The sequence below is a fragment of the Winogradskyella aurantia genome (assembly GCF_002266855.1).
Taxonomy (GTDB): Bacteria; Bacteroidota; Bacteroidia; order Flavobacteriales; family Flavobacteriaceae; genus Winogradskyella; species Winogradskyella aurantia.
Genome location: NZ_NGJN01000003.1, coordinates 242,728 through 266,098, shown reverse-complemented (window position 1 = coordinate 266,098; position 23,371 = coordinate 242,728). Strand labels below are relative to the sequence as shown.

Genomic DNA, 23,371 nt, shown 5'->3' with positions numbered 1-23,371 from the left:
TTGGCCGACTCAAGTGAAATGTGATTTTTTGATAAGTTATCTTCTGAACAAAAATTAGTCCAAAAAAGATTTACTTTGTACTTCGTCTAACAAATGTAAATACATTTTAATGTTATCAAAGCATCGAATTAAGTTAATTAGAGGATTAAGTCAAAAAAAATACAGACAGGAATTTGGACTTTTTACCGTTGAAGGTATTAAAAGTATCAATGAATTTTTGACCTCTCAATTTAATCTTGATTCTTTGTATAGTACGGCTCCAGTTTTTGATATTGTAGGCGAGCAATATCATCAAATAACAGCTTTGGAATTAAAAAAGATATCGTCACTTAAGAATCCTAATACAGCCCTAGCTCTATTTAAAATACCTGAAGTGCGAACGCCGAAATCAAACGGTTTGATCTTGGCCTTAGACGATGTTAGAGATCCTGGAAATTTGGGAACTATCATACGCCTATGCGATTGGTTTGGTATTGAAGACTTGGTTTGCAGTTTAAATACCGTAGATTGCTTTAATTCTAAAGTAGTACAGGCCAGTATGGGCTCATTAACACGGGTCAACGTATCCTATCTAGAACTAGATAGTTTCATAAAATCCCAATCAATGCCAGTTTTTGGGACCTTTATGGAAGGTGAATCTATTTACAAGACCACCTTGCCTAACGCGGGAATTATTATTCTGGGAAATGAGGCCAATGGTATTTCAGACAACATAAAAAATCTTGTGGAAAAAGCGATTACTATTCCACAATTCGGCGAAAAACAAGATACGGAAAGCTTAAATGTTGCCAATGCAACAGCAATAATTCTCAGTGAATTTAAGCGACGTACTATTGAAAGGTAAAGTTGATAAAAACTCCTCTAGTTTGCATTTTTGCAATATTTCCTGTCCATGGACTATTGGGGTCAGCGTCGCGAACGACTTCATCATTTATGGCGAATACACCTCGAATAGACGGGGTAAATTTAAAGTAGAGTAGATAAAAGTCAATACCAAACCCTATCTCGTAAAAATAGGTGTTTTTTTGCATTCTAAACTGACCAGCGCTATTGTCATCTGGATTGTCTTGATTGCTGGATAGATTTAAGGCAGCGGACATACCGCCTACAATAAAGGGTTTGAAATTGTTAATACGTTTCGTGGATACTTTTAAGAGCAGGGGAATGTGTACATAGGTCGATTTTACCTCGCGCAGTAAATCAGAGTCGTTAAATTCCATGCCATTGAAGTAGCTTTCGTCATAACGCAGATTTCTAGTGGTAAAAAATACGCCGGGTTCAAGCCTGAGATTCATATAGTCATTAATACGCAAATCGCCAACAAGTCCCAAGTGGAAGCCAAATGAATTATCCACCAAAATATCCTCTAAGTCCTCATTGTAGTTAAATTTAAAATCATAACTATTAAAGCCAAGAAAATAGCCCCACGTTAACAGCTTTTGGTCTATATTATCTACGCTGTTAGCTACTTTTTCTTTGGAAAACAGTTGTGCACAGACACTCTGTGTGGTAATGAAAATGGCTGCTAGAATTACTAATTTCTTCATACTACGATTTAGATGCTGTGTAAATTGTGGCGACACCCATGGTTTGTGGTTTATCCTCGACATTAATAAACCCAATTTTTCTCAAAATATTGTTTAAAGTCTCTCCATATGGAAAAACGTAAGCGGATTCGCTCAGATAGGTATACGCAACCCTATCTTTTGAAAAGAGTTTGCCAATGACCGGCAAGATATATTTTGAGTATGCGGTGTACCCGAATTTATAGAACGGATTCGTAGGCACTGAGGTTTCAAGAATAACAAATATACCATTGGGTTTTAAGACTCTTAAAATTTCTGTGAGGCCCTTTTCCAGATTTTCAAAATTTCTAATACCAAAGGCGACGGTTATGGCGTCAAAGGAATTAGTTTCAAAGGGTAAATCTTCAGAATCTCCTATGACCATTGAGATAGTGCTATTTAGATTTTTGGCTTTTATCTTTTTTCGACCAACTTCAAGCATACCGTCACTGATATCTAAACCAATGATTTTTTCGGCATTGGTAGCGGTAAGGCTTATGGCTAAATCACCCGTACCTGTAGCGATATCTAAAATTTCTTGAGGTTGTTGTTCTGCCACAAGCTTAACAACCTTATTTCGCCATTTTACGTCAATACCGAATGAAATAACTCTATTGAGACTATCGTACTCATTGGAAATAGTGTCAAACATTTGGGTTACCTGTGCTTTTTTAGTAGCCTCGCTGTCTTTATATGGTTTTACTTTTTGAGCCATAAAAATTTTTGGCAAATATACGTCATTATGGGAGTTTTCTATGATTGAGCTGTACAATTATATCATATTGAAAAAGGACTCTAGCTGTAAAATATATGTATATTTGTATACTTATTTCAACTAGAATCCATGAAAATAATTATCGCCGGTGCTGGAGAGGTAGGATTTCATTTAGCAAAATTATTGTCATACGAATCGCAAGAGATAACTCTTATTGATACCAAAAAAGAGAGCTTGGCTTATGCGGGTGAACATCTAGATATCAAAACCATTAAGGGAGACGCTACATCAATTGCTATTTTAAAAGAGGCAAGAGTAGAATTAGCATCCTTATTTATTGCAGTTACATCATCTGAAACGACCAATATTACTGGAAGTGTGTTGGCCAAACAACTAGGCGCTCAACGCACTATTGCCAGGATTTCAAATACAGAGTTTATTGACCATAAGGAAATGGTAGATTTCTCAAAATTTGGAATTGATGAATTGATATCACCTGAATCATTGGCAGCAGCAGAAATCGAGTTGCTCTTAAACCAATATGGCTTTAACGACACCTATGAGTTTGAAGAGGGAGCCCTGACCATGTTGAGTTTGCGTCTTTCACGTACGGCTGCTTTTGTAGGGAAAACCGTTCGCGAAGCAGGTGAGTTTTATTCCGATTTACACTTTATTCCCATTGCCATACAACGATATGGTACCCAATATACCATTATTCCAAGAGGAGATACACAATTTAAGGAAGGCGATAATGTGGTGTTTATGACCTCCAAAGGTGGTGATGATGAATTGTTCCAACTCTCTGGAAAGGTTAAGGTAGGTATCAAAAATGTTATGATTCTAGGAGGTAGTAAAATAGGATTTAAAACTGCCAAGGATTTATGCGCCAGTAAGTTTAATGTGAAGCTGGTGGAAAGTAGAAAATCAATTGCAGAGGATTTAGCCGATCGTTTGCCAAATGCTTTGGTTATTTGTGGCGACGGTAGAAATGTGGAGATATTAGATGAAGAAAATATCTCTGATATGGATGCTTTTATTTCAGTAACAGGAAATTCAGAAACCAATATTATGTCCTGCTTGTTGGCGAAATCCAAGGGCGTTAGAAAAACCATAGCACTGGTAGAGAATATGGATTATTATCAATTATCGCAATCTATCGGTATTGATACCTTGATTAATAAAAAACTCCTTGCCGCTAACAATATATTTAGGTTTATTCGAAAAGGAGAGGTCGTTGCGATGACCAAGTTAAACAATATGAATGCTGAGTTACTGGAGTTTGTAGTAAAGCCTAATTCTAAAATCACTAATCACTATATCAGGGATTTAAACTTTCCGAAATCGGCTATATTTGGTGGTGTCATTCGTAATGGAGAAGGGCTTATTCCTTTAGGTAGTTTTAAGGTTGAGGCTGGAGACCGAGTAGTAGTTTGTTGTTTGCCGCGTTCTATTTCCGAAGTAGAAACATTTTTCTCCTAGCCTATGTCTAGATTACATTTAAATTATAAAATCATATTTCACTTTTTAGGCTTATTGCTATTGTTTAATGGTGGTTTTATGATGATTGCGACGCTTATTAGCCTTATTTATAAGGATGGTGTTACCTTAGATTTGCTTCTTGCCGGTTCGGTAACCCTACTCATAGGCACATTTGTAATGATAGCTACCAGGAACCACCAAAAGGAGATGAATAAACGTGAAGGTTACATTGTGGTAGCTTTTGGTTGGATCGTGATGTCGCTTACGGGAACCCTTCCCTATCTCGTGACAGAAGCCATACCTACCTTTACCGAAGCCTTTTTTGAAACTATGTCTGGTTACACAACCACCGGAGCAAGCATTCTCAATGATATTGAAGTTTTACCTGAGGGTGTGCTCTTTTGGAGAAGTACAACCCACTGGATTGGTGGTATGGGAATAATTGTATTGGCCATAGCAATCCTACCATTACTGGGTGTAGGGGGTATGCAATTGTTTGCAGCAGAAGCACCCGGACCAGGCGGGGATAAATTACACCCTCGAATTACGGATACAGCCAAACGTCTATGGTTGATTTATTTTGGCTATACGGCGGCTGAAACTATTTTGCTACAAATTGCGGGGATGTCGTTTTTTGATGCCATTAACCATGCCTTAAGTACCCTCTCCACAGGAGGATTCTCAACAAAAAATGCAAGTATAGCCCACTGGAATGACAACCCGGTTATTCAGTATATTATTATTGTCTTCATGTTCTTGGCAGGCACTAATTTTGTTTTAAGCTACTTCCTATTTAAAGGTAAGGTCTCCAAAATCATTGAGGACGATGAGTTTAAATTATATTTTAGATTTATTGTTGTTTTTACAATAATAGCAGCAGCGGTCATCTATTTTAGAGCTGATGTGTCTAAATCCTCCGTGGCCCACCCTATGGTTTTGGGGGAGTGGGAGAGTTCCCTGCGACATGGATTATTTCAGGTCCTAGCTATTATAACGACAACAGGCTTTGTTTCGGCCGACTATACCATGTGGACCCCATTTTTAACCGTTTTCTTTTTTGGTTTAATGTTTCTTGGTGGATCTGCGGGAAGCACAGCAGGTGGCATTAAGGTAGTACGTCATTTAATTTTAATAAAAAATGGCTTTTTAGAGTTTAAAAGAGCCCTTCATCCCAATGCCATTCTACCGGTTCGTTATAATAAAAAATCAATTTCAGGAGATATTGTATTCAATGTCCTGGGCTTTTTTATTTTATATATGCTTTCTTTTATCATCGGAAGTCTGGGATTCTCTATGTTTCAATTGGATTTTGAGTCATCTATTGGGCTTTCAGCTTCTAGTTTGGGCAACGTCGGTCCAGCCTTAGGCGATTTTGGTCCGGTAAACAATTACGCAGCATTACCACCTTTAGGTAAATGGTGGGCTTCCTTTTTAATGTTGCTCGGTCGTTTAGAATTATTCACTGTACTTATTTTACTGACCCCTTTCTTCTGGAGAAATCGTTAATTAGCTTAATTTTTTTAAAAATTTATAAAAATTAGCTAGCCTATATTTTTACTGGTATTTTATGAATTTTGGCAACCCCATTTAAAGGCTCATCCTAATGGGTAGTGTAACATTTTGAGTTTTAGTCCGTCGTATGTGTATAACCAACAATTTCTGAATTAGTTTCAGAATTAAAAATCATTATCATGGACTTATTAGTAAATCAAGAATTAGAAACTGTACCCGAACCCATAGCGGTATCTTTTAACACTACAGAGGGCTTATTATGTTCTCATTTCAAGTCAGTTGTAAATACCAATTTTAAAACGACAACTTCAACTTCTTTATTTGGTAAAAGACAAGGTTTGAAGGCCTTTCAGTTTAATACAGTGAATCACACCGCTGTGATCTTAAGATTAACAGTGTTTGCAATCGCCTTAATAGCCTTATTCTAGGAGTTCCCTCTAAACTTGACCTTCGAATACGCGATTATCTACTATAGTATTGTAAACTTAGGAAAGTGCCGTTTTGATGCGCCTCACGGCTTCTATAATGTCTTTTTGGGAGGCAGCATAGGAGATTCTAATGCAATCCGGATTGCCAAAGGCTTCCCCTGTTACGGTGGCGACAAGAGCTTCTTCTAATAAGAAAATAGCCATGTCACTGGCATTGTTTATAGTTTTCCCATTTATAGTTCTTCCAAAATAAGCTGAAATATTAGGGAACACATAGAATGCACCCTCAGGCTCATTGGTTTTAAACCCATCAATATCGTTCAACAAGTTTAAAATAAGTTTTCTACGTTCCTTAAATTCATCGACCATGTATTGAACTCGCGATGGATCGGACTCTAAAGCAGTAATAACCGCACGTTGTGCAATACAATTGGCACCACTTGTAACCTGACCTTGGATTTTGTTGCATGCACGGGCTATAACACTGGGAGCGCCAATGTAGCCAATTCTCCAACCGGTCATGGCAAATGCTTTTGATACGCCATTAACGGTTATAGTACGGTCGTACATGTCCTCAAATTGTGCCATGCTATAATGACCGCCAACAAAATTTATATGTTCATAAATTTCATCTGACACCACATAAATATTGGGGTGTTTTTGAAGTACATCTGCTAATGCCCTTAACTCTTCCTTACTGTAAACCGAGCCGCTAGGATTGCATGGCGAACTATACCATATCATCTTTGTTTTCGGTGTAATGGCGGCCTCTAATTGCTCAGCAGTCATTTTGAAGTCATTGTCAATGGAGGTTTTTACCTCGACAGGAACACCTTCATTCAATTTAACAATATCGCTGTAGCTTACCCAGTATGGACATGGTAAGATAACCTCATCCCCTTTGTTCAATAAAACTGAAGCTATATTAAATAGGGCTTGTTTGGCTCCTGTAGAGACCACAACTTGTGGAAGCGTATAATCGAGGTTGTTATCTCTTTTAAATTTTTTTATTATCGCATTTTTCAACTCGACATAACCATCAACGGGGGTATAACTATTATAGTCCTGTTCAATGGCCAAAATAGCGGCGTCCTTAATGAAATCTGGCGTATTAAAGTCGGGTTCTCCCAAACTTAAACCAATGATATCTTTGCCCTCTGCTTTTAACTCTCTGGCTTTTGCTGCCATTGCAAGGGTTGCTGAAGTAGATAGATTAGTAACTCTATCAGAAAGTTGAATCATATTGTAAGTTGAATAAAATTAGGCTTGCAATACAGCTGGAGGTGTCCCCATGTCTTTTAAGAACTTAAAATGCGCTGCAATTGCTTTTCTAGTAGTTTCGTATTCTTTATAAGGTAAATTAAACTCCTTAGCCGTATCCTTAACTATTTTAGCAATCTTACCATAGTGAATATGGCTGATATGTGGAAATATATGATGTTCAACCTGATGGTTTAATCCCCCAGTATACCAATTGATAAGCCAGTTTTTACGTCCGAAGTTTACCGTGGTTTTCAATTGATGTATTGCCCACGTGTTTTTCATCGTACCATCTTTTTCTGGCATTGGCATTTCCGCTTCGTCCATTACGTGTGCTAGTTGAAAAACTACACTTAGTATTAATCCAGCTACATAATGCATTAGGAAAAATCCAATTAATATTTTGTACCAGGCAATATCAGTTAACAATAATGGTAAAACAATCCACATGGCGACATATATGAGTTTGGAAATTACCAACTTACTCCAATTTACTACAGGGTTAGGTAATTTTCCATAGGATAACTTGCGTTTCATATAGCGTCGCATCTGCTGAAAATCTGTCGTAATGGCCCAATTAATGGTCAATAATCCATATAATAGGATGGAGTAATAATGTTGAAACCTATGATGCTTTCGCCATTCGGTATGCTTGGAAAAACGTAAAATTCTACCAGCCTCGAGATCTTCGTCGTGACCGTGAATATTGGTATAAGTGTGGTGTAACACGTTATGCTGCACCTGCCAGTTATAAACGTTACCTGCTAAAATATAAATACTACTTCCCATAATTCTATTGACCCATTCCTTATTGGAAAAGGACCCATGGTTACCATCGTGCATCACATTCATGCCGACACCGGCCATACCAACTCCCATAACAACAGTGAGTAAGATTTGTGCCCAGGTGGGCATATCTAAGGTTAGTAACAGGAAGTAAGGTGTTAAAAACAATGCAAACATTACAATGGTTTTAACCCAGAGCTGCCAATTGCCAGTCCGTTTAATGTTATTTTCTTTAAAGTAATTATTTACGCGTTTATTGAGTGTTCTAAAAAACTTTGCTGAATCTGTTCTCGAGAAGGATAGGGTTTGTTGTGCCATGTAATCAAATCATTTATAATATAAGTATGCAATATCCATACCGTAATGCGCCAAAGATAACTAATTATTAAATTTAAGTCATTATGCCTTGTTAATTTAACAAATTGAAAATAGTGTATTTTTGCGAAAAACAAAATTCATGGAGCTAATTCTGAAGTATTTCCCCAATCTAACAGATACACAAATCGCCCAATTCAGTGCTTTAGAGGAGCTTTATAAGGATTGGAATACCAAAATAAATGTAATATCCAGAAAGGATATAGATGAGCTTTATTTAAAACACGTTTTGCATTCTCTAGGTATAGCAAAAATTATTGAGTTCTCAAATGGGACGTCAATTTTGGATGTTGGTACAGGAGGTGGTTTTCCTGGTGTACCACTTGCCATTTTATTCCCCAACTGCCAATTTCATTTGGTCGACAGCGTGATGAAAAAATTAAAAGTTGTCAATGCCGTTTGTGAAGACATAGGCCTTACCAATGTCACCACAACCCATACGAGAGTAGAGGCTATAGATAAAACTTATGATTTCATTGTCAGCAGGGCAGTCACCGCTATGCCAGAATTTACTACATGGGTAAAAGGAAAGGTGTCTAAAAAGCAAAATAATGCATTGAAAAACGGTATACTTTATCTAAAAGGGGGTGATTTAACCGATGAATTAAAAGTATACACCACGGTAAAGGCCTTCCTACTTTCAGATATCTTTGAAGAGCCTTTTTTTCAAACAAAAAAAGTTATTCATCTACCCTTGAAATACAAATAGGAAAGCCACCTTTAAGAGGCCTTCCTGCTGAGTATAGGTCTAATTCTTTATTGCACGATAAACTTAGATACAAAAACTTGATTATTTCCAGTTGTAAGATTCAACAAATAAAACCCTGATGTCAAATTAAGTGGAATAGCAGTTCTATCTGTAAGATTCACACCAGTATTGAAAAGAGTTTTACCTGCTAAGTCCGTAATCCATACCTTAGCTTCGGTGGTGGTATTAGAGAGTATAACTAAATCATGAGCAATTGGATTCTGTTCTATCTTAAATGATATAATTGAGTTTTCAGGTAAACTTAACGGCGGGTTCAAAATTTCAGACAAAGCAAATGCAACATTGGCTTCCGTCAATTGAACATGTGGTTCATTGTCATCTGGTAAAAAGGTGTTGTCAAAAGGCGTCGTATTGGTAGTGGCTCTTCCTGCTAAATTTATATTGTGAAACCAATTGATATCGTCACCAGATGCCTCTTCCGTTATTTCTAACGCGAGTGCACTAACAGTAGGGATAAAATTGAATTTATCAATTTCTAAACCTGCTAGGACTTCAGCACCTGGACCAGTATTAGGAAATGCACCTGTTAAATCTGAAAGATCAAATAATCCGCCTGGTGCGGCATCTACACCATCAAAGTTAATGGTTTCTGAGTTGGCTGAAGATGATATCGAACCGACAGGGGTTGAAGCCACAAAGCTGCTTACCTGAGCCTCAGGTCCTGCTGCAGGCGTAAAATTTACGTCAATGGTGACTGGTACATCAATGGTAGGGGACCCAAACGGTAAAGGATTAGGTACTGTGATGTCAAAACTACTCGTTATAATAGGATAGCCATTGTCCACCAGAGGACCAGAACTGCCAATGGCAAAATAAGAACTGCCGATACCACTGCCATTTACAATAGATACGTTGCGAGTATTTTCTGGAAATCCATCCGTTGTAAACGATGTGATTCTATTTTGAAACTCGAGTCTATAAGGATGTGGTTCTGGTAAAGTTTTGGTAGGATCGAACTCTACGAGGCTACCTGCCTCCAAATGTGCGCCATAATGGTCCAATAGGAGCTGTCTAGCTGCTGGGGAATTCAACAAGTCATTAATCAAAGGTTGAACTTCAGCTACTGGATTTAAATCATTAAATGCCAGATAATTAAGTTGATGTTGAAGTCCAATGGGTATATTGGCACCTAAATGCGGTGAATCAAACGATATATACAATCGTGTATCTGAGTCTAAACCGTTGGCCTCCATATAATTTAGTGCATAACGTGAAATAATACCTCCCATGCTCGGACCGATTACCACATTTTGTTCTGGATTATTTGGTGCCTTATTAGCATTAATGAGGTTTATTAGTTCTACCAAGACCATAGCGTTCCGCTCCATGAAATCTGCACCACCATCAATAGTGGCGCCATCACCGTTTGTATACGTTGGAAAATTTAAGATAACCACGTCAAAACCTTGGTCACGTAGCAAATCTGCTAAGTTTTGAGCGCCCGAAGTGCCGCTAAAATTCAAAGAAGCATATATGGTGGCAATGTCCCTTGAGTCTCCTGGGTCAAATCCATCTACCGCGATGATAGGTTTGTCAAGAATATTGTCGTCACTGAGAAAAACCTCATACTCCCCTTGACCTGCCGTACTTGCAGTACCGTCATAAACAGATAGATCTACGGGTTCCGTTGCTGTAATTGAATTGACTTGGCTTATGACGTAAAGTGGACAAAAAAGCAAAAATAGAAGGTAATTTATTTTCATAAGCTGATCGTTTGGTGTAAAGTTGATGAAAATATACAAAGTTTCTTGATGCCATACCACTCTTTCGACCTCAATTCTACCAAGTGCAAAAAAAATCCTTAAAAACAGCTGTCTTTAAGGATTTGTTAATCAGTTAATTAATTTTTAATCAAGAAATGGGTACCTGTAATCCGTTGGAGTCACAAAGGTTTCCTTGATGAGTCGAGGTGACACCCAGCGCATAAGGTTTTGAGCACTCCCGGCCTTGTCATTTGTACCGGATGCTCTCGCACCTCCAAAAGGTTGTTGACCAACAACTGCACCAGTTGGCTTGTCATTAATATAGAAGTTACCTGCTGAGTTTTCTAGTACTTTGGTCGCTTCGTCAATTGCATGTCTATCAGTGGCTAAAATAGCACCGGTTAGGGCATATTCACTGGTTTCATCAACTAATTTTAAGGTTTCACTAAAGGATTCGTCCTCATAAACATATATCGTTATTACTGGCCCGAACAATTCCGTACACATCGTTGTATACTTAGGATTTGTAGTTAATATTACCGTCGGTTCAATAAAATAACCTTTAGATTTGTCATAACCGCCACCAGCGATTATCTCAGTATCACTGTCTTCTTTGGCTTGGTCTATGTATTTCGCCAATTTATCAAAAGAGCCCTCGTGTATCACAGCAGTTATGAAATTACCCATATCTTCAGGAGATCCCATTTTAAAGGAGTTTATATCCTCTATTAGATGGGTTCTAACTTCATTCCAAATGCCTTTTGGTATGTATGCTCTAGATGCAGCACTACACTTCTGACCTTGAAACTCAAAAGCACCTCGGGAAATCGCAGTTGCTACTTGTTTTGGGTTAGCCGTTTTGTGTGCAATGATAAAATCCTTACCACCGGTTTCGCCAACAATTCGTGGGTAGGTTTTATAATGGTGTATATTTTCTCCAATATGTTTCCAAAGCTCTTTGAATACAAAGGTGGAACCCGTAAAATGAAGACCTGAAAAATCAGGACTGGATAATACCGTATTGGTAATCATTACTGGATCGCCAAAGACAACATTTATGACACCATCAGGGACACCTGCTTCTTTAAACACATCCATGATTACCTTAGCGGAATAAATTTGGCTGTCACTAGGTTTCCATACCACTACATTGCCCATTAAGGCCATGCACGCCGGCAAATTTCCCGCAATTGCCGTAAAGTTGAAAGGGGTGACGGCATAGGTAAAACCTTCTAATGGACGGTACTCCACTCGGTTCCATGCATCGCTCGTACTTTCAGGTTGCTCCATATAGATGTCCGTCATAAACTGAACATTAAATCGTAAAAAATCGATGAGCTCACAAGCAGCATCGATTTCCGCTTGATGAATGGTTTTTGACTGGGCAATCATTGTTGCAGCATTAATTTTAGCTCTGTAAGGTCCTGCAATTAATTCTGCGGCCTTAAGAAAGATGCCGGCGCGTTGTTCCCAAGTTAATTGGGACCATGTTTTTCTAGCTTCTAGCGCTGTTGAAATAGCCAATTCTACATGTTTTTTTTCCGCAAGATGATATTGGCCCACAATATGTTTGTGATCGTGTGGAGGAGATAAGGGTCGTGTATTTCCTGTTGAAATGTCCTTTCCGTTAATATATAAAGGCACATCTACTTTACTCTTATACATTGCGTTGTATGCGTCCAAAACCTCATCTCTTTCTGGAGTGCCAGGTGCATACGATTTTACAGGTTCATTAACTGCAATTGGTACATTAAAGAATCCTTTTCCCATGATATTATTTTAATTTTAATTCTAATTTTTCAAAGTGCAAAGGTACGATAATTAATGCAGAATTGTAAGGCTAAAGACAGTGGAAAAAAAGAAGTGTTCTATATGGGTAGGTAGTGTAAACCAATTAGAAATCTAAGCAAAAACCAATGAAACAACGCAATGCAATTATTTTCAACATATCTTAAGAGCTAAGAGCAATTCTTGAGAAACCGCTTTATAAGCTTATGCCATTTCCTGTAGGTAGATATGTCACAAATTACCGAAGGCTTAACTAAAAACTAATTGGTTGGTTTAAAATGTTTGTTGCAGCTTACGAAATTAGACTGAGTAGTACCCAAAACGGAAGTAGGCTGACATAGCAAGCCCGACAAAGAGATTACACGTTCTAGTTTAGTGCAAAAGGAGCACTTAATTTAAAGGAAGGAATATAAACCTTAAAATGGCTTGCTTTTGTAAAGTTGACCATATTGTAATGACCTTTCATAGCGCCGAATGGTGATGTTAAGAGACAGCCAGAATTGTAGGTGTGTTTTTCACCTGGTTTTAAAACCGGTTTTTTCCCAATTACGCCCTCACCTTCAATCACCTCTTCTTTATTTAAGGCGTCAAGAATACGCCAGTGTCTTGAATTAAGTTGTACAGAATCCTTGCTCTGATTTTCTATAGTTACCTTATAACCAAAAGCGAAGTGCACTTTATAATTTTTATAAAATGTGCCTTCAAAATTGGTTTCAACAGAAATTTTTATTCCGCTCGTAACTTGTTGTACCATTGCATTTTCTGATTCTTACGCTAAAATAGCATAATTTTTCGTTCTTCGCGCTAAATTTCGATAATGTACACTATTATTTTAACATAGGTTTATAAAATCGCGACTAAACCATCAAAATCAAGGGTGCATCGATACCACCTAGTTCAGAAGGGCGCACGATTGAATAGGTTAAAAAAGAGATATGGTTTAATTGGAGATGTCTATTGAAGTAGCTTCGCCATATCCAATAATTCTATCATATCTAAATCCTAAATCCCTGTAATACACTAATACCTTATAGTTATTTTCCGTTTCCCAAAAGTTGCCGCTTACAGCCCCTTCATCCAATACTCCAGTCGTTTGGTCTACAGTTACATATTTGTAGTTGTAAAATCCTTGTTTTAGTCGCATGATGCATTCATAGATGCCTTTTTCAGAATTATAACGCATTTGTGTCAAAGGTTCAATGGCAAAAGCGTTGAAGTTACCATAGACATGAACATCTTTTCCTTCAATTTTGGGAAGCAATAAAGAGAAATGTACCATGGTGTAGTCAGCTTCTATGTCAAGATCCGTGCGGTCTATTGCTGTTATTTGGAAATTACCATTGATGTCGGGATTATATGTATATGGGTTGTTTTTTCGCGATTGGTTGGTGAATAGATAACTGTGATAAATATCCTGAAGGTCTATAAACTGTACGCCAACATTGGCGGCCCTGACATCTTTGGTTTCGAAGAACAGGTATTCATTTCCACCCCAAAAGGCGGTTTCGGTATCATACCTGTAAATCAATTGATTTCCAAGAGTGTACTGTGGGCTTAAACCCGAGATAGCGGTGTTGAGGTTATTGTTTTGAATAATAACCGTCTTCACCGTTTGAAGTGGGTTGTTAAAGTTAATTTGGCTTGTGGAAATAACCATGTCAACCGACTGCTTTTCTGCGATAACCCTAACATCTCTAGACCGTTTAACTTGTACACCAACATTTACCAAATCTTCATAAATCATAAACTTCCGGCTAAACATGAGCTCGCCGTAATCATCATATATGGAAATCATATAGTTTCCTGTTTTTAGAAGAGCGCGCGTCTGCAAGTTGGGTATTTGCAACTTATAATGGGAATAGATTTGATAGGTATTGAACGAATTAAAATACGTCAAAATTCTTTGGTTGTCCAGTCCTTTTAGATATTCAGCCTTGGCTAAAACCGACGGGGTCCAATCATAATCGAAGTGTTCAATAACATAGTAGAAGTCTTCTTCGTTGGCATTTAGTGCGTCAAATTCCAATTCTAAAGGTTCCCCCAACCGCAGTATGGGAAGCTGACCTTGAGTTGTGTTAGCTTTAAATTGTATGGTTTTTATAAAATCAGGAGGGCTCACTTCAATGGCTTGGGTCCAGCCCAAAGATGCTATTAAAAGAAAAAACAATAGGTTTATAAATCGTTTAGTCATGTTGAAAATATATAGAGCACATAAATATAATCAAATTCCATTCCCTTGGCATATTTATATTATTTATAATGATTATAAATAAAAAAGATGTTTTAGAATGAATTTTTTTTGAGCATTAATTCGTAAATTTGCACGGATTTTTAGATAACTAATCTTTACGTTATATGTCAAAAGACATCAGAATTAAGAAAGGTTTAGATATAAAGCTTGTTGGTGAAGCCCAGAAAGTTACTGAAAATGCTATAGTCAGCAATTTCTATTCTATTAGACCTGAAGATTTCCATAGTATCACTCCAAAACTTGTTGCAAAAGAAGGCACCCACGTAAAAGCTGGTGAGCCCTTGTTTTACAACAAAGACAACGAATCAATGAAATTTGTTTCACCAGTTTCGGGAGAGGTTACTGAGATTGAACGAGGGCCAAGACGCCGCATTGATGCCATAAAAATTACCGCAGACAAAGAGCAAAAATATCATGATTACGGTGCGTTCAATTTAAATGCTGATTCAGATGAGCTCAAGGCACATCTTTTAAAAACAGGATGTTGGGCTTTTATTAAACAACGTCCTTACGATGTCATTGCAAAGCCAGATGTCCAACCGAAAGGGATCTTTATCTCAGGCTATGCAAGTGCGCCTTTGGCGGCAGATTTAGATTACACCCTATCTGGAAAGGAAGCGGAACTTCAGGCAGCTGTCACTGCACTATCAAAACTTACCTCGGGTAATGTGCATATTTCCGTAGGAAAAAATTCTCAATCACCTTTGGCTAATTTAGAAAATGTAGTTATCCATAGAGTTTCAGGACCACATCCATCTGGAAATGTTGGAACCTTGATAAATAAGGTTGACCCCATTAATAAAGGTGAGGTTGTTTGGACCGTAAATGCCCAAGATTTGGTAATCATTGGAGAACTTCTTCTAACGGGAAAATTTAATGCTGAGCGCATAGTTGCTTTGGCAGGATCTTCTGTAAAGAAACCAAGATATTTTAGAACTAAAATTGGTTCTGAAATCGCTACAATGGTCTATGATAACGGTGTTGAGAAAGATGGAAACGACCGCATAATTTCTGGAAATGTTTTAACCGGAAAGCAAGTAGCTCCCGATGGATTTTTAGACTATTACAGTAATCTCATTACAGTGATTCCTGAAGGTGACGACTATGAATTCTTTGGTTGGACAAAACCAGTTTTTGATAAGGTTTCACCGTCCAGGGCTTTGACATTTTCGTGGTTAATGCCGAATAAAAAATACGATTTAGATACAAATACCAATGGCGAGCATCGTGCTTTCGTTATTACCGGAAGCTATGAAAGTGTTTTTCCTCTAGATATTTATCCATTACAGATTTTAAAGGCTTGCATGTACAAGGACTTGGATGAGATGGAAGCCTTAGGTATGTATGAGGTGGCACCAGAGGATTTTGCCCTAACAGAATTTATTTGTGTGTCTAAGCAGCCACACCAAAAAATAATAAGAGAAGGATTAGACTTAATGTTAAAAGAAATTGGTTAATGATTCTGGCGGTTTCAAACGAAATTGACTAGATAAGCTATGAAAAAAAGATTTTAAAAATGGGTTTAAAACAAAGTTTACACAATTTTAAAGTAAAACATCAGGACAAAAAATGGCTTCCGGCCTTTAGTGCGCTTTTTACTTTTTTATATACGCCAAATGAAACGACGCATGGTGGTACACACATTAAAGCGGCAGACGATTTAAAGCGTACTATGAATACCGTAATTATTGCCTTAGTGCCCTGTTTGATATTTGGTATTTTTAATGCGGGTTATCAACATTATCTTGCCCTTGGGGAAATTGAAGCTTCGAACGGATTTTTGGGTTCTACATTCTGGACCTTAGATAATTTCTGGCTCGGGGCATTAACCGTACTACCATTGGTCGTTGTATCCTATGGCGTAGGGTTAGCTGTTGAGTTTGTTTTCGCGATAATTAAAGGACACGAAGTGGAGGAGGGTTACTTGGTAACAGGAATGCTGGTTCCGCTTATTGTGCCTGTAGATATTCCGCTTTGGATGTTGGCAGTAGCCGTAATATTTGGTGTTGTCATAGGGAAAGAGGTATTTGGAGGTACTGGAATGAATATTCTTAATCCAGCTTTAACCATTCGGGCTTTCCTATTTTTTGCATATCCAACATGGATGTCTGGTGATAAAGTCTGGGTACATGGTGCGGTTGAGCGCGCGGGAACGCCCGATGCAATTTCCGGTGAAACCTTATTAGGTGCCTACGCACAAAATAGTACATTAGCTGGTATAGACTATTGGGATATGTTCTGGGGATTAATTCCTGGTTCTGTTGGTGAAACCTCAAAGTTCCTTATTGTAATAGGTGCCTTATTTTTAATCTTTTCCAAGATAGGCAGCTGGAGAATAATATTAAGTACTATAATAGGTGCCTTAGTCATGGGCTTAATATTCAACGGTGTTGTAGATGCCGGTTGGATTTCCAATACGAGTAAATTTTATGGATTAATGAGTGTTCCTTTCTGGCAACATTTAATAATAGGAAGTATTTTGTTTGGTGCTGTCTATATGGCTACAGATCCTGTAACAGCGTCCCAAACCAATAAAGGAAAATGGATATATGGGTTCTTGATCGGATTTATTTCTATAATGATTAGGGTCTTCAATCCGGCTTATCCTGAAGGGGTATTCCTTGCAATTCTATTAATGAATGTATTTGCACCAACCATAGACCATTATGTGGTACAGGGTAATGTGAAACGAAGACTTAAACGTTTAAAAGTTAAAACAGCTTAATTATGGCAATTGATACTGAAAAGAATAGTTACACCGTCATTTTTGCGGTTGTCATGGTAATAATAGTTGGGGCAATTCTCGCGGGGTTAGCATCTGGTTTAAAGCCATTGGTAAAGGCCAACGAGCGTTATGAAAAACAACAGAATATTCTGTATGCCATGGGCATAAACAATAACGAAGGTGCTAATGATGTTGAATTCATTCCAACTGAAGTGGTTGAAGACGAATTCAAAAAATACATCAAAAAGCAATACGTTATTCAAGGTGGAGAGGTAAAGGAAGACAACGATGCCTATCTTATAGACATAAAGAAAGAAGAAAATAAGGCCAAGTCCGGTAATTACCAACGTAAATTGCCGCTGTTTGTTGGTGAAAAAGAAGGTAAAAGCATTTATATAGTTCCTGTTAGAGGGAAAGGTCTTTGGGATGCTATTTGGGGTTATGTTGCCCTGGATAAGGATATGGTTGTCCAAGGTGTTTATTTTGATCACAAAGGAGAAACTCCGGGCTTAGGAGCTGAAATAAAGCAGCGGTATTTCATGGATGATTTCACTGGCGAAAAATTTCTTGATGGAGATGTTTTTAAAGGGATTAAAGTAGCCAAAGGAAACAACGACCCGAGAAATGATATTAAAAATGACCATGAAGTTGATGCATTGGCTGGTGCTACAATAACAGGAGATGGTGTATCGGCCATGTTGCAGAAGGATGTTAGAATGTACAAGTCATATTTTGAGACTTTAAATTAATAAGAAAGGTATATGGGACTTTTATCAAAGAAAGACAGTAAATTAATAGTAGATCCATTAACGGATAACAATCCTATTACTATTCAGGTTTTAGGAATTTGTTCTGCCTTAGCCATTACAGCACAATTGAAGCCGTCTATTGTTATGGCCGTATCTGTACTATTTGTAATGGGTGTTGGTAACGTGGTTATTTCATTAATGCGAAATATTATACCGTCAAAGATTAGAATTATCGTTCAGCTAATCGTAGTAGCGACGTTAGTAATTATAGTTGATCAAGTACTAAAAGCCTATTCTTATGCCTTGAGCAAAGAGCTGTCGGTATTTATCGGTCTTATTATAACTAACTGTATCATTATGGGACGATTTGAGGCATTTGCTTTGGGCAATGGCCCATGGCGCTCATTTTTGGATGGTATTGGAAATGCTTTGGGTTACGGTGTTATTTTAATAATCGTTGGCTTTTTCAGGGAACTCCTTGGGTCAGGAACTTTATTTGGATTTAAGGTTTTAGGCGACCCTGTGGAGAAAACAGGACTTTATGCCATGGGTTACGAAAACAATGGGTTTATGGTCCTGCCTCCAATGGCACTTATAGTTGTAGGCCTCATTATTTGGGTACAGCGTTCAAGAAACAAAGCTTTAATTGAAGATTAATCAAAAAATTTTGGTCTTGAAATCATTTCGAGATATCAAATAAAAGATATATGGAACACATAGAATTATTTTTTAAATCGATTTTTGTAGATAACATGGTCTTTGCATATTTCTTAGGAATGTGTTCTTACCTGGCTGTATCTAAAAAAGTATCAACAGCAGTGGGTTTAGGGGCAGCAGTAATATTTGTCCTGTCCATAACAGTTCCACTTAACTGGCTGCTAGATCAATACTTATTACAAGAAGGTGCTCTGGCCTGGTTAGGCGAGGAATACGCTTCTTACGATTTGAGCTTTTTATCTTTCATTATGTTTATAGCTACTATCGCTACAATGGTGCAACTGGTAGAGATTGTCGTTGAGAAGTTTTCACCATCCTTATATAATTCATTAGGTATATTTTTACCTTTAATTGCTGTGAACTGTGCTATCCTTGGTGGATCATTGTTTATGCAGTCAAGAGAGATAGAGACTTTAGGTCTGGCACTTAATTACGGTGTTTCTTCTGGTATTGGCTGGTTCTTAGCCATTTTAGCTATAGCGGCAATCCGTGAAAAAATTAGATATTCAGCTGTTCCTCCTGCTTTGAGAGGATTGGGTATTACCTTTATTATTACTGGGCTAATGGCTATTGGCTTCATGAGTTTTGGTGGGATGTTAACAGGAGGTGATGAACCTGTAAAGAATGAAGAAAAAACTGCAATAATTGAAAAGGAAATAGAAAAAGAACAAGTTGATACTGAAACTGAGGTCAGTTTGGTGGATAACTTAACAAAAGAAAAAGAATAGACTTATGATAATATTAGCCGCAAGTACCATTGGAACCGTTATAGCTACAGTAGTTGCCTTTTTATTTGTGACTTTACTTTTAGTGGCCTTATTGTTGACCGTAAAACAGAAGTTATCACCGTCGGGCCCAGTAAAAATTACTATTAATGGTGAGCGTGAAATAGAAGTAGCTTCGGGAAGCACCCTATTGAATACACTTGGAAGTAACAAAGTCTTTTTGCCATCGGCCTGTGGGGGCGGTGGTACCTGTATTCAGTGTGAATGCCATGTTCTTTCGGGAGGTGGAGAAGCTTTGCCAACTGAAACGCCACATTTTTCAAGGAAAGAACTAAAAGAAGGAGCGCGTTTAGCATGTCAGGTAAAGGTTAAACAGGATATGGAAATTACCATTCCTGAAGAAGTATTCGGTATTAAAAAATGGGAGGCTACTGTGGTTAGAAATTACAACGTAGCATCTTTCATAAAAGAATTTGTTGTAGAGATTCCTGAGGATATGAATTACAAAGCTGGTGGTTATATTCAAATTGAGATACCACCTTGTGAAATAAAATATTCAGATATCGATATTACGGCGCACCCAGAAGAGCACGACAAGCCTGATAAATTTCAAGACGAGTGGGATAAATTTGGGCTATGGCCATTGGTGATGAAGAATGATGAAACGGTAGAACGGGCCTATTCTATGGCGTCTTATCCTGCTGAAGGCCGTGAGATTATGTTAAATGTTCGTATTGCAACACCACCATGGGACAGATCTAAAAATCAATGGATGGATGTTAATCCAGGTATAGCATCATCATATATTTTTGCTCAAAAGCCTGGTGACAAAGTGATTATATCCGGGCCTTACGGCGAGTTCTTTATCAATGAATCCGATAGTGAGATGTTATATGTTGGTGGAGGGGCTGGTATGGCACCAATGCGCTCGCACTTATACCATTTATTCAGAACTGTGAAAACAGGGCGTACCGTAACCTATTGGTATGGCGGACGGTCCAAGCGTGAATTGTTCTATATTGAGCATTTTAGAAAGCTGGAAAAGGACTTTCCTAATTTTAAATTTTATATGGCTTTATCAGAACCTTTAGAAGAGGATAACTGGAAAGTTAAAAAAGATATCAACGATGAGGCAGGTGATGGCTTTGTTGGATTTATCCATCAAGTTGTGATTGACAATTATTTAAATCATCATGAAGCTCCGGAGGATATTGAATTGTATTTCTGTGGTCCACCGTTAATGAACCAAGCTGTTCAGAAAATGGGTGAGGATTTCGGAATCCCCGACGAGCACATCAGATTTGATGATTTCGGAGGATAATAAAATAAAAAAACCAACTCAATGGAGTTGGTTTTTTTATTTGTGTGTAAGGCTAATTAATTTTGAGGTTGCAATGACACCTTTTTTTCAAAGTCGAAAAGTTTATCACAGTTCATAATGTTGGCGGTACCGTCTAATTGACATAAGGTCTCAACAACTTCACATAAGCCGTTAAAAAGTACATCCTTATCCTTGGTGTTTTCTGGTCTTATAAGACGTCCGTAACTGAGACCTTTATAACCGCAACCGCTTAAAAAGGAAGATTCAATCCGCAGTAGTTCTAAAGGTGTATAACCTTTGAATCGTCGGCCAAGATTTTGATGCACAAGACCAACGTAATTCAGTTTTAAAGAACCGTGCTTATCCGTTAGGTGTTGCCAGCTATCCGTATTGTCTAATAGGTTACCCACGGCGCACTGCTTAAAATCATCGGGATTTAATGTGTTATTATGAAAAGCTTCGTAGAGCTTGGTAATGGCGTGATTAAAACGATTTGAAGATATCATAGCTTAATTTTCTTAAAAATATACAAAGAATCAAGTTAACATTCAAATAGAAGTCCTTGGTTATTTATATTCCACAATCAAAAATTCTGCAGTTGTAGAGCCCAAATTAAGGACTTCATGTAAGGAAATACCGTCATTACTAAAACTATAGCCTGTTGGGACATCTATTTCTCTAATACCAGTTGTATCTATTATTCTAAATGTTCCGCCACTTAGGGTGTAACCAAAGTGAGGCTTATGGTAGTGCTTTTCGTGCCCAATATTTGGCGGAAAGGTGCATTTCAAAACACGTATATTGGAATTGTCTTCCAATACCTCGCAGACGGGTTGACCTTCCCAACCTGCATTAAGTGGATCTGGTAATTGTGGAGCTTGTTCACAGCTCAGAACAAGCAGAAATGCCAAAAGGTGTAATTTCAAAGTGAAGTTATTAATTTTCATATCATAGTTTTGTTGAACTAAATATAAGGACTTCTATAGAATGGTACCCATTAGTTTTGTCTGGTAAGTTTGTATCTTTGTAATATGAGAAAAGCACTCACAAAACAAGAAATTCATAACCTTGCTATGAATCATGTTGGCAAGGATTTAGAAAAAAGGGGATTTGAGTTTATTGCAGTTAACAGTAAGTTGAAAAAGCATCCGCAGTTTGTGTGTATCGATAAGAACAGTCAATATTTTTTTGTAATCGTTAGAGCTGTGATACTTCCTGAGAATCCAAATAACTATGATGTGGTTTGGATGGAAACCTTTAAAAAGCATGCCTATGACAAAGACGCCAAAGTTCTTTATGCGGGGGTTGGTTTAGGGAACCCTAATGGTGAAGATCTTCCTATTTATCTCAATGAGGAATATCTCATAGAATATAATGGTATTCAAGTAATTGAAATGAACCTTAATTAAAGCTTTCCTACAAGCACAAATAAAGTTGTTTGTTGACAGTTAAGACCATAGTGTAAGGCTTGTATCTAAAACGAAAATTAAATAATGTATGAATAAGCTATTGCTATTACTATTTATTCTCCTTGGTTGTTTCTCTTGTACTGAAAAAGTATCAGAAAACATTAAACTCAAAGGGCCAATTTTCGGTACGGCTTTTAACATTCAATATTATTCTGAAGATCAAATCAATTATATGGAACCTATAGATAGTTTGTTTCATGTCATTAATTGGTCTTTATCGACTTATATTAAGGAGTCAGATATATCTAAATTAAACCGTAACGAAATTAATGAGGTGGATAGGCATTTTAAACGGGTCTTTGATGCCTCAAAGGTAATTTATGAAGCAACTGATGGGGTTTTTGACCCTACGGTAGGCAATGTTGTTAATGCTTGGAATTTCGGTGCAGAAAAGAACAAATTTGTTTCGGACAGTATAACTATTGATAGTCTTGTGCAGTTTGTGGGATTTGATAAAGTAAGTATGGACCAATTTAAGCTTACAAAACCGGCAGAGACATACTTAGAATTTAACGCCATTGCCAAAGGTTATGGAATTGATGCGGTATGTGAGTTTTTAGAGTCTAAGGATATTGATAACTATTTGGTAGACATTGGTGGTGATATAAGGGTTTCAGGACTCAATGTGGAAAGAGGAAAGGCATGGAGTGTTGGTATTGATGACCCTAATTTTGACGGGACCCAATCCTATTCAAAGGTAATTACTTTAAAAAATGAGGCCATGGCAACGTCAGGAACCTATAGAAAGTTTCAAATTGATGACGATGGTAACCGATACGCTCACATCATAGACACCAAAACGGGTTATCCAAGTAAAACAAATATTTTAAGTGTATCGGTGATTGCACCAGATTGTATGACTGCCGATGGTTATGCCACTGCATTTCAGGCTATGGGTATCGAAAAGGTAGAGACATTTTTAAAATCCCATCCAGAATTAAAGGTATATGTCATATTTGAAAATGAAGAACTGCAATTAGAGACTCTAGGTTTAAACAACTTCCCTGAATAGTATATTATTAAAGTGGCTTTTT

The 23,371-nt window shown here is 37.6% G+C and carries 23 protein-coding genes; 13 read left to right on the top strand and 10 right to left on the bottom strand.

Annotated features, from left to right (window positions below):
* The first annotated feature begins 109 nt into the window (after positions 1-109).
* On the top strand, positions 110-844 hold the full coding sequence (locus tag CA834_RS07055; protein WP_094967983.1) for a TrmH family RNA methyltransferase: 735 nt from the start codon (positions 110-112) through the stop codon (positions 842-844).
* Here the strand turns inward: CA834_RS07055 and porT are convergent.
* Both porT and ubiE read right to left on the bottom strand, forming a co-directional pair.
* A complete protein-coding gene (porT, locus tag CA834_RS07050; protein ID WP_094967982.1) occupies positions 831-1,547 on the bottom strand; it encodes a type IX secretion/gliding motility protein PorT/SprT in 717 nt (238 codons plus the stop codon). The genes CA834_RS07055 and porT overlap by 14 nt on opposite strands.
* A 1-nt stretch (position 1,548) precedes the next feature.
* Positions 1,549-2,280, bottom strand: a complete 732-nt coding sequence (gene ubiE, locus CA834_RS07045; protein ID WP_094967981.1) for a bifunctional demethylmenaquinone methyltransferase/2-methoxy-6-polyprenyl-1,4-benzoquinol methylase UbiE — start codon at positions 2,278-2,280, stop codon at positions 1,549-1,551.
* A gap of 129 nt (positions 2,281-2,409) precedes the next feature.
* Here ubiE and trkA point away from each other — a divergent pair, with 129 nt between their 5' ends.
* The 3 genes from trkA to CA834_RS07030 all read left to right on the top strand — a co-directional run bounded on the left by trkA (position 2,410) and on the right by CA834_RS07030 (position 5,699).
* On the top strand, positions 2,410-3,759 hold the full coding sequence (gene trkA / locus CA834_RS07040; protein WP_094967980.1) for a Trk system potassium transporter TrkA: 1,350 nt from the start codon (positions 2,410-2,412) through the stop codon (positions 3,757-3,759).
* 3 nt (positions 3,760-3,762) lie between these two features.
* Positions 3,763-5,265, top strand: a complete 1,503-nt coding sequence (locus tag CA834_RS07035; protein ID WP_094967979.1) for a TrkH family potassium uptake protein — start codon at positions 3,763-3,765, stop codon at positions 5,263-5,265.
* A 185-nt stretch (positions 5,266-5,450) separates the two neighbouring features.
* The gene (locus CA834_RS07030) at positions 5,451-5,699 is read left to right on the top strand and encodes a hypothetical protein (RefSeq protein WP_094967978.1); all 249 of its coding nucleotides are present in this window, start codon (positions 5,451-5,453) and stop codon (positions 5,697-5,699) included.
* A 57-nt stretch (positions 5,700-5,756) separates the two neighbouring features.
* On the opposite strand, the gene CA834_RS07025 is transcribed toward CA834_RS07030, so the two are convergent.
* Positions 5,757-6,941 carry a pyridoxal phosphate-dependent aminotransferase gene (locus tag CA834_RS07025; protein ID WP_094967977.1) on the bottom strand — a complete coding sequence of 395 codons (1,185 nt, stop codon included), beginning with the start codon at positions 6,939-6,941 and terminating at the stop codon, positions 5,757-5,759.
* An 18-nt stretch (positions 6,942-6,959) separates the two neighbouring features.
* Positions 6,960-8,063 carry a fatty acid desaturase family protein gene (locus CA834_RS07020; protein ID WP_094967976.1) on the bottom strand — a complete coding sequence of 368 codons (1,104 nt, stop codon included), beginning with the start codon at positions 8,061-8,063 and terminating at the stop codon, positions 6,960-6,962.
* 139 nt (positions 8,064-8,202) lie between these two features.
* On the opposite strand from CA834_RS07020, the gene rsmG reads away from it, so the two are divergent.
* Positions 8,203-8,829, top strand: a complete 627-nt coding sequence (gene rsmG, locus CA834_RS07015; RefSeq protein WP_094967975.1) for a 16S rRNA (guanine(527)-N(7))-methyltransferase RsmG — start codon at positions 8,203-8,205, stop codon at positions 8,827-8,829.
* A 47-nt stretch (positions 8,830-8,876) separates the two neighbouring features.
* Here rsmG and CA834_RS07010 read toward each other — a convergent pair whose 3' ends face one another.
* The 4 genes from CA834_RS07010 to CA834_RS06995 all read right to left on the bottom strand — a co-directional run bounded on the left by CA834_RS07010 (position 8,877) and on the right by CA834_RS06995 (position 14,571).
* On the bottom strand, positions 8,877-10,592 hold the full coding sequence (locus CA834_RS07010) for a T9SS type A sorting domain-containing protein (protein ID WP_133085466.1): 1,716 nt from the start codon (positions 10,590-10,592) through the stop codon (positions 8,877-8,879).
* 144 nt (positions 10,593-10,736) lie between these two features.
* Complete coding sequence (gene pruA, locus CA834_RS07005) at positions 10,737-12,362, bottom strand: L-glutamate gamma-semialdehyde dehydrogenase (protein ID WP_094967973.1); 1,626 nt, start codon at positions 12,360-12,362, stop codon at positions 10,737-10,739.
* Between the two features lie 385 nt (positions 12,363-12,747).
* Positions 12,748-13,134, bottom strand: a complete 387-nt coding sequence (gene apaG / locus CA834_RS07000; protein ID WP_094967972.1) for a Co2+/Mg2+ efflux protein ApaG — start codon at positions 13,132-13,134, stop codon at positions 12,748-12,750.
* A gap of 186 nt (positions 13,135-13,320) precedes the next feature.
* A complete protein-coding gene (locus CA834_RS06995) occupies positions 13,321-14,571 on the bottom strand; it encodes a type IX secretion system plug protein (RefSeq protein WP_094967971.1) in 1,251 nt (416 codons plus the stop codon).
* 164 nt (positions 14,572-14,735) lie between these two features.
* Between CA834_RS06995 and CA834_RS06990 the strand changes: the two genes are divergently transcribed.
* From CA834_RS06990 to nqrF, 6 genes are read left to right on the top strand one after another with little or no spacing between them, the layout of a single operon-like run.
* Positions 14,736-16,088 (top strand): Na(+)-translocating NADH-quinone reductase subunit A, encoded by a 1,353-nt coding sequence (locus CA834_RS06990; RefSeq protein WP_094967970.1) that lies wholly within the window; start codon positions 14,736-14,738, stop codon positions 16,086-16,088.
* A 59-nt stretch (positions 16,089-16,147) separates the two neighbouring features.
* A complete protein-coding gene (locus tag CA834_RS06985) occupies positions 16,148-17,356 on the top strand; it encodes an NADH:ubiquinone reductase (Na(+)-transporting) subunit B (RefSeq protein WP_094967969.1) in 1,209 nt (402 codons plus the stop codon).
* A gap of 2 nt (positions 17,357-17,358) precedes the next feature.
* Positions 17,359-18,105 (top strand): Na(+)-translocating NADH-quinone reductase subunit C, encoded by a 747-nt coding sequence (locus CA834_RS06980; RefSeq protein ID WP_094967968.1) that lies wholly within the window; start codon positions 17,359-17,361, stop codon positions 18,103-18,105.
* A gap of 12 nt (positions 18,106-18,117) precedes the next feature.
* A complete protein-coding gene (locus CA834_RS06975) occupies positions 18,118-18,762 on the top strand; it encodes an NADH:ubiquinone reductase (Na(+)-transporting) subunit D (protein WP_094967967.1) in 645 nt (214 codons plus the stop codon).
* Positions 18,763-18,812: 50 nt separating this feature from the next.
* A complete protein-coding gene (gene nqrE / locus CA834_RS06970) occupies positions 18,813-19,550 on the top strand; it encodes an NADH:ubiquinone reductase (Na(+)-transporting) subunit E (protein WP_094967966.1) in 738 nt (245 codons plus the stop codon).
* 7 nt (positions 19,551-19,557) lie between these two features.
* Positions 19,558-20,868 carry an NADH:ubiquinone reductase (Na(+)-transporting) subunit F gene (gene nqrF / locus CA834_RS06965; RefSeq protein WP_094968163.1) on the top strand — a complete coding sequence of 437 codons (1,311 nt, stop codon included), beginning with the start codon at positions 19,558-19,560 and terminating at the stop codon, positions 20,866-20,868.
* Between the two features lie 56 nt (positions 20,869-20,924).
* On the opposite strand, the gene CA834_RS06960 is transcribed toward nqrF, so the two are convergent.
* Positions 20,925-21,374, bottom strand: a complete 450-nt coding sequence (locus tag CA834_RS06960; protein ID WP_094967965.1) for a Na(+)-translocating NADH-quinone reductase subunit F — start codon at positions 21,372-21,374, stop codon at positions 20,925-20,927.
* A 60-nt stretch (positions 21,375-21,434) separates the two neighbouring features.
* The gene (locus CA834_RS06955) at positions 21,435-21,815 is read right to left on the bottom strand and encodes a cupin domain-containing protein (RefSeq protein WP_094967964.1); all 381 of its coding nucleotides are present in this window, start codon (positions 21,813-21,815) and stop codon (positions 21,435-21,437) included.
* A gap of 84 nt (positions 21,816-21,899) precedes the next feature.
* On the opposite strand from CA834_RS06955, the gene CA834_RS06950 reads away from it, so the two are divergent.
* Entirely contained in the window at positions 21,900-22,277 is a 378-nt protein-coding gene (locus tag CA834_RS06950; protein ID WP_094967963.1) for a Na(+)-translocating NADH-quinone reductase subunit F, read from the top strand.
* Positions 22,278-22,365: 88 nt separating this feature from the next.
* Entirely contained in the window at positions 22,366-23,349 is a 984-nt protein-coding gene (locus CA834_RS06945) for an FAD:protein FMN transferase (RefSeq protein ID WP_094967962.1), read from the top strand.
* The last annotated feature ends 22 nt before the right edge of the window (positions 23,350-23,371 follow it).